The following is a 6,567-nucleotide window of genomic DNA, read 5'->3' as shown; positions in this document are numbered from 1 at the left end:
GTGTCCCCGAGTACCCCCGGCAGCCCCGGCACCCCTGTCGTCCTCGCCGTGATCCCCGCCCGCGGCGGATCCAAGGGCGTGCCCGCGAAGAACCTCGCCACCGTCGGGGGAGTGCCGCTGGTGGTGCGCGCGGTACGGGAGTGCCTGGCGGCGCGGGGCGTGACGCACACGGTCGTCTCCACCGACGACGAGGCCATCGCCGAGGCCGCCCGCGGCGCGGGCGCCGAGGTCGTGCGGCGGCCCGCCGGCATCGCGGGCGACACCGCCACCAGCGAGGCCGCCGTCCTGCACGCCATGGACGTCCACGCCGAGCGGCACGGGCGGGCGGCCGAGGTGGTGCTGCTGGTGCAGTGCACCAGCCCCTTCCTCACCCGCGAGGACGTCGAGGGCGTGGCCGCCGCGGTGGCCGGCGGCGCCGACAGCGCGCTGACCGTCGCCCCCTTCCACGGCTTCGTCTGGCGCGACGGGGACACCGGGGAGGACGACGGCGCCGCGGGCGGCGGGCACGGCGTCAACCACGACAAGGCCTACCGCCCGCGCCGCCAGGACCGGCCGCAGGACCTGCTGGAGACCGGCGCCGCCTACGCGATGCGCGCCGACGGCTTCCGCGAGGCCGGGCACCGCTTCTTCGGCCGCACCGAGCTGGTGCGCACCGACCCGGCGCGCGTGCTGGAGGTCGACGACCCGCACGACCTCGCCCGCGCCCGCGCGCTGGCACCGCTGCTCGACGGCGGGACGGACGGGCGCCCCGGCGCGCTTCCGGCCCGCGACGACGTCGACGCGGTCGTACTCGACTTCGACGGCACCCAGACCGACGACCGGGTGTACGTCGACTCCGACGGACGGGAGACGGTCGCGGTCCACCGCGGCGACGGGCTCGGCATCGCCGCCCTGCGCCGCGCCGGACTGCCGCTGCTGATCCTGTCCACGGAGGAGAACCCGGTGGTCGCCGCACGGGCCCGCAAGCTGCGGATCCCCGTGCTCCACGGCGTCGACCGGAAGGACCTCGCCCTCAAGCAGTGGTGCGAGGAGCAGGGCATCGCGCCGGAGCGCGTGCTCTACGTCGGAAACGACGTCAACGACCTGCCGTGCTTCGGCCTGGTCGGCTGGCCCGTCGCCGTGGCCAGCGCCCACGACGTCGTACGCGGCGCAGCCCGCGCGGTCACCTCCACTCCCGGAGGGGCCGGTGCGATCCGCGAGATCGCCTCGTGGATCCTCGGAAAGGAACTGTCTTGAGCATGACCAGCCCCCGCCTCCGTACCCTCGGCGCCAAGACCGTGGGCCCGGGCCACCCGGTCTACGTCACCGGCGAGATCGGCATCAACCACAACGGCGACCTGGAGAACGCGTTCGCCCTGATCGACGCCGCCGCCGACGCCGGCTGCGACGCCGTGAAGTTCCAGAAGCGCACCCCGGAGGTCTGCACCCCGCGCGACCAGTGGGACATCGAGCGCGACACCCCCTGGGGCCGGATGACCTACATCGACTACCGCCACCGCGTCGAGTTCGACGAGGAGGGCTACCGGGCCATCGACGCCTACTGCAAGAAGAGGGGCATCGACTGGTTCGCCTCCCCGTGGGACGTGGAGTCCGTCGCCTTCCTGGAGAAGTTCGACGTGCCCTGCTACAAGGTGGCCTCCGCCTCCCTGACCGACGACGAGCTGCTGCGCGCCATGCGCGCCACCGGCCGCACCGTCATCCTCTCCACCGGCATGTCCACGCCGAAGCAGATCCGGCACGCGGTGGAGGTGCTGGGCAGCGAGAACATCGTGCTCTGCCACGCCACCAGCACCTACCCGGCCAAGGCCGAGGAGCTCAACCTGCGGATGATCCACACCCTGCAGGCCGAGTACCCCAACGTGCCGATCGGCTACTCCGGCCACGAGACGGGCCTGCAGACCACGCTGGCCGCCGTCGCGCTGGGCGCCGCCTTCGTCGAGCGCCACATCACCCTGGACCGCGCGATGTGGGGCTCCGACCAGGCCGCCTCCGTCGAGCCGCAGGGCCTGCAGCGCCTGGTGCGCGACATCCGCACCATCGAGGAGTCCCTCGGCGACGGCGTGAAGAAGGTCTACGACAGCGAGATCGGGCCGATGAAGAAGCTGCGCCGGGTCAAGGGCGTCGTGGCCGAGGCCGAGGAGACCGCCGCCGGCCGCGAGCCGGCAGCGGTCTGACGGGAACGACGGGCTGACGGGGCGATCCAGGGTGAGCGCAGGCGCAGTCCCCGGCGGGACCCCGGGCGGGGTCCCGCCGCAGCCGGCCCGGAGGCCGGGTACGCCGGGCACGGCCGAGGCGCGTCGGGGGGCGCGTCCCGGCCGCGCTCCGGGGATCCTCGGGCGCGCCGGGCGCCGCTCGGGCACCCTCGCCTTCGTCGAGAGCCCGGTGCAGCTCCTCAACGTCCTGGAGTGGGCCCACACCGTACGGGGCGCGGAGGAGGGGGAGCGCGGCCTCACCGTGGTCGTCCTGCCGCCGCGGGAGGCGATGACACGCGGCCAGCTGCGGCGGATGGCCGAGCTGGCGCGCGACGAGGGGATCGCGGTCCGCTGGGAGGAGGCGCGCGGCGGCGCGGGCGCGCCGCTGAGGACGGTCGCCTCCCTGCTGGGCCCGTTGCGCCGCGCCGCGCGGATAGTGGTGGGCGACCCGTTCTCGCGGTACGTGCAGCTGCTGCTCTCCCTGGCCCGCACCGAGGGAGCCGGGCCGGGGGGACCGGCCGCCCCGGGAGGCCCGGGGGGAGTGGTGGTGGTCGACGACGGGACGGCCACCATGGAGTTCGTCACCCAGCTCGCCCGCGGCGAGCGCCTGGTGCGCTGGCACCGCAAGGGGAGGCAGGGGGCGCGCGCCGCGCTCTTCGCGCCCGTCTCCGTCTCCGCCCGCCGCCGGATGACACCGTCGGCGCGGCAGCGGGTCGAGGTGTTCAGCTCGATGCCGGTCGAGGCGCCCGAACACGTGTCGGTCACCCGCAACGACTTCGCCTGGACCCGCGCCCGCTTCGGCCCGCCCGCGCTCACCGGCGGCACCGACCTGGTCGGCACCTCACTGGTGGAGACCGGTGTGGTGGACCCCGAACGCTATCTGGAGGCCGTCGCCTCCCTGACCCGGGAGCACGGCGCCACCCGCTACTTCGCCCACCGCCGCGAGAGCGCGGACAAGCTGCACCGGATAGCGGCCGGGACGGGGCTGGAGATCGTACGGCCGGACCTCCCGCTGGAACTGGTGGCCCGCCGCGGCCCCATCGGCCGCACCATCGTGAGCTTCCCCTCCACCGTCGTCCACACCCTCCCGCTGGCCCTGGCCGGCACCGGGGTGACGGTCGCGGTCTGCGATGTGGACCCGGCCTGGCTGACGGAGGGCGCCTCGCCGCGTGCCCGGGGGTTCCTCTCGGGCGTCACCGGCACCGCGCGGGGGGTGCGGCGGCTGCCGTCGGCCCCGCCCGCCTCGTGACCGCGGCCACCGCGCCGTCCCACATAGCGGAACGGGCCGGGACGAGCGGAATCGAAGGTCATACCCATCCGCACCAGGCCGTATGCGACCGCTGATTCGTTTTTTCTCCCCTACGGAGGGTGAACTTTCACCGTTCTCTCTGCACACGGCTGTCACCTGGGCTTACCCTCGACAGGGTGAGCCAGTTGTTGTCGCCAGAGTCCAGTATCCGGACCACCGGTGAGACGCCGCTGCCCGGCGCCGTGCCGGAGGCCCTCCGTGCCGAGCTCATCGCCTTCCGCCGGGACCTGCACATGCACCCCGAGCTGGGCCACCAGGAGTTCCGGACCACCGCCGCCATCCGGGAGCGGCTGGAGAAGGCCGGGCTCACCCCCCGGGTGCTTCCCGGCGGCACGGGACTGATCTGCGACATCCACCCCGGCGGGGCGGACGCCAAGGCGAGCGTGCGCCCGATGCTGGCGCTGCGCGCCGACATCGACGCGCTCCCCATCCCCGACACCAAGACCGTCCCCTACCGCTCGACGGTCCCCGACCGGGCACACGCCTGCGGCCACGACGTCCACACCACCGCCGTGCTCGGCGCCGGGATCGTCCTGGCCGATCTGGCACGCCGAGGCGAGCTGCCGCACTCGGTGCGGCTGCTGTTCCAGCCCGCCGAGGAGGTGCTGCCGGGCGGCGCGACCGACGCCATCGAGGCCGGGGTGCTGGAGGGGGTGGGCCGGATCCTCGCCGTCCACTGCGACCCCAAGGTCGAGGCCGGGCGCATCGGCCTGCGCGCCGGCCCCATCACCTCCGCCTGCGACCGGCTGGAACTCTCCCTCGACGGCCCCGGCGGCCACACCGCGCGCCCGCACCTGACCACCGACCTGGTCACGGCGGCGGCCAAGATCGTCACCGAGGTCCCGGCGGTGCTCTCCCGCCGCGTGGACACCCGCGCCGGGCTCGCCCTGACCTGGGGGCGGCTGGAGGCGGGCCACGCCCCCAACGTCATCCCGCAGCACGCCGAGCTGTCCGGCACCATCCGCTGCCTGGACCTGCCCGCCTGGCGGATCGCGCCCGACCTGGTGCACGCGGCGATCGACGAGGTCGCCACGCTGCACCGAGCCAAGTTCGAACTCAACTACATCCGCGGCGTCCCCCCGGTGGTCAACGAGCGGGCCACCGCCGAACTGCTGCGTGACGCCATGGTCTCCCGGCGCGGCCACGGCTCGGTCGAGGACACCGAACAGAGCCTGGGCGGCGAGGACTTCTCCTGGTACCTGGAGCACGTCCCCGGCGCGATGGCCCGCCTCGGGGTGCGCCCGCCGGGCGACCGCGCGCCGCGCGACCTGCACCAGGGCGACTTCGACGTCGACGAGAGCGCCATCGCGGCGGGCGTGGAGCTGTTCACGGCCGCCGCCCTGCTGGACGCCGAGCGCGAATAGGGCGCGGGCGCGCGGGGCCGTACGGCGGGGGCCGTACGGGACGTGTGCCCAAGGGCCGTGGCCCCGCGGCCGGTTGCTCGGCCCGGCCGGGGGAGCCGGCACGTGACCAGTCTCACGCCGCTCCCCGGGCGGCGGCCGACGGGGCGCCCCCACCCTCCGGCCCTCGCGCTCCCGGGCCCGCCGCCTCTGCCGCCCGGCCTCCGCGGCGGAGGGGAAAGCGCAGGTGGGGGATGGCCGGGCGGAAGGACGCGGCCTCGGCGCCACCCCCCTCGACCTGGGCCCGCGTCCGGTGCCCGCGATGCCCGGCACCCTGCGGGACGCCTCCGCGTCACCCTCCACAAGGGTGCGGGCACCACCCGTTAACACCGAACTGATAACGGCTCCGCAAGAGCCCTTTTCCTGGCATCTACGCGCGTTACGATGCGGCGGAAGCCAGCGCCAACGGAGGCGCTTCGAGCGAAGGGAAGTCCTCTTGCGCCGGGTAAGCAAGCTCGCTGCCGCGGTCGGCACCGCCGCGGCCCTCGCCCTCAGCGCCACCGCGTGTGGCAGCACATCCACCGAGTCCGCCTCCTCGGACTCCTCCGACTCCGCCAAGAAGGGCAAGGGCATAGCCCTCGCCTACGACGTCGGCGGCCGTGGCGACCAGTCGTTCAACGACGCCGCCTACGCCGGCTTCGAGAAGGCGAAGAAGGACTTCGGCATCGGCGGAGAGGACGTCGAGCCCTCCGACGGCGAGTCGGACGCCGACAAGGTCCAGCGCCTCACCGACCTCGCCCGCCAGGGCTACAACCCCGTGATCGGTGTGGGCTTCGCCTACGCCAAGCCGATCGAGGAGGTCGCCGAGAAGTTCCCGAAGACCACCTTCGGCCTGATCGACGACAACACCGTCCAGGCGGACAACGTCGCCAACCTCGTCTTCAGCGAGGAGGAGGGCTCCTACCTGGCGGGCGTGGCCGCGGCCAAGGCCACCGAGTCCAAGGTCGTCGGCTTCGTCGGCGGCGTCGAGGTCCCGCTGATCAAGAAGTTCGAGGCGGGCTTCGTCCAGGGCGTGAAGGACACCGACAAGTCCATCGAGGTCAAGACCCAGTACCTGACCCAGCCGCCGAACATGGACGGCTTCTCCAAGCCGGACCTCGGCAAGGAGGCCGCCCGCGGTCAGCTCGACGCCAAGGCCGACGTGATCTACCACGCCGCCGGCCTCGCGGGCCAGGGCGTCATCGAGGCGGTAGCCGCCAAGGACAAGTGGGTCATCGGCGTCGACTCCGACCAGTACGAGCAGAAGACGCTGGCCAAGTACAAGGACAACATCCTGACCTCCATGACCAAGGACGTCTCCGGCGCGGTCTACAACCTGGTCGAGTCCGTGCAGAACGGTGAGCCGATGAGCGGTGAGAGCCGCTTCGACCTGAAGTCCGGCGGTGTGAACCTGTCCGACTCCAACCCGGCCTTCACCGAGATGACCGAGCTGCAGGAGGCCGTGAAGGAGGCCCGCGAGGGCATCGTCAGCGGCGAGATCAAGGTCAGCACCGAGTCCTGACCCTCCCCGCCCTCCGCTCCGGCCCCGGCACGGGCCCGGCCGGAAGAGGACCGCACCGCCCGCGGTGGCCCTCTTCCGGCCGGGCCCACCGCACGGAAAACGCTCTACGCGCGTAGTCAACCGTCGAGGCGGTAGCGTCGCCCTCACCCGCACGGCCCCCGGCCC

The 6,567-nt window shown here is 73.6% G+C and carries 5 protein-coding genes; all 5 read left to right on the top strand.

All coding sequences use genetic code 11. The features are described from left to right. The 5 genes from L7D48_RS23730 to L7D48_RS23710 all read left to right on the top strand — a co-directional run bounded on the left by L7D48_RS23730 (position 1) and on the right by L7D48_RS23710 (position 6,402). Positions 1-1,236 carry an N-acylneuraminate cytidylyltransferase gene (locus tag L7D48_RS23730; RefSeq protein WP_237882287.1) on the top strand — a complete coding sequence of 412 codons (1,236 nt, stop codon included), beginning with the start codon at positions 1-3 and terminating at the stop codon, positions 1,234-1,236. 2 nt (positions 1,237-1,238) lie between these two features. Further along, the gene (locus tag L7D48_RS23725; protein ID WP_237882284.1) at positions 1,239-2,174 is read left to right on the top strand and encodes an N-acetylneuraminate synthase family protein; all 936 of its coding nucleotides are present in this window, start codon (positions 1,239-1,241) and stop codon (positions 2,172-2,174) included. A 154-nt stretch (positions 2,175-2,328) separates the two neighbouring features. Then, positions 2,329-3,441, top strand: a complete 1,113-nt coding sequence (locus tag L7D48_RS23720; protein WP_237882289.1) for a hypothetical protein — start codon at positions 2,329-2,331, stop codon at positions 3,439-3,441. A 176-nt stretch (positions 3,442-3,617) separates the two neighbouring features. Next, entirely contained in the window at positions 3,618-4,865 is a 1,248-nt protein-coding gene (locus L7D48_RS23715; protein ID WP_237882282.1) for a M20 family metallopeptidase, read from the top strand. Between the two features lie 472 nt (positions 4,866-5,337). Further along, positions 5,338-6,402, top strand: coding sequence for a BMP family protein (locus L7D48_RS23710; protein ID WP_237882280.1), 1,065 nt, complete (start codon positions 5,338-5,340; stop codon positions 6,400-6,402). The last annotated feature ends 165 nt before the right edge of the window (positions 6,403-6,567 follow it).

The organism is Streptomyces sp. ICN903 (assembly GCF_022015835.1).
Lineage (GTDB): Bacteria > Actinomycetota > Actinomycetes > Streptomycetales > Streptomycetaceae > Streptomyces > Streptomyces fenghuangensis.
The sequence above is the reverse complement of the archived record's forward strand: the minus strand, read 5'-3'. Positions and strand labels throughout refer to the sequence as shown.

What these genes read in the sequence shown, in the direction of transcription:
- L7D48_RS23725 (WP_237882284.1), top strand. Translation starts at nt 1,239, where the DNA reads ATGACCAGCCCCCGCCTCCGTACCCTCGGCGCCAAGACCGTGGGCCCG.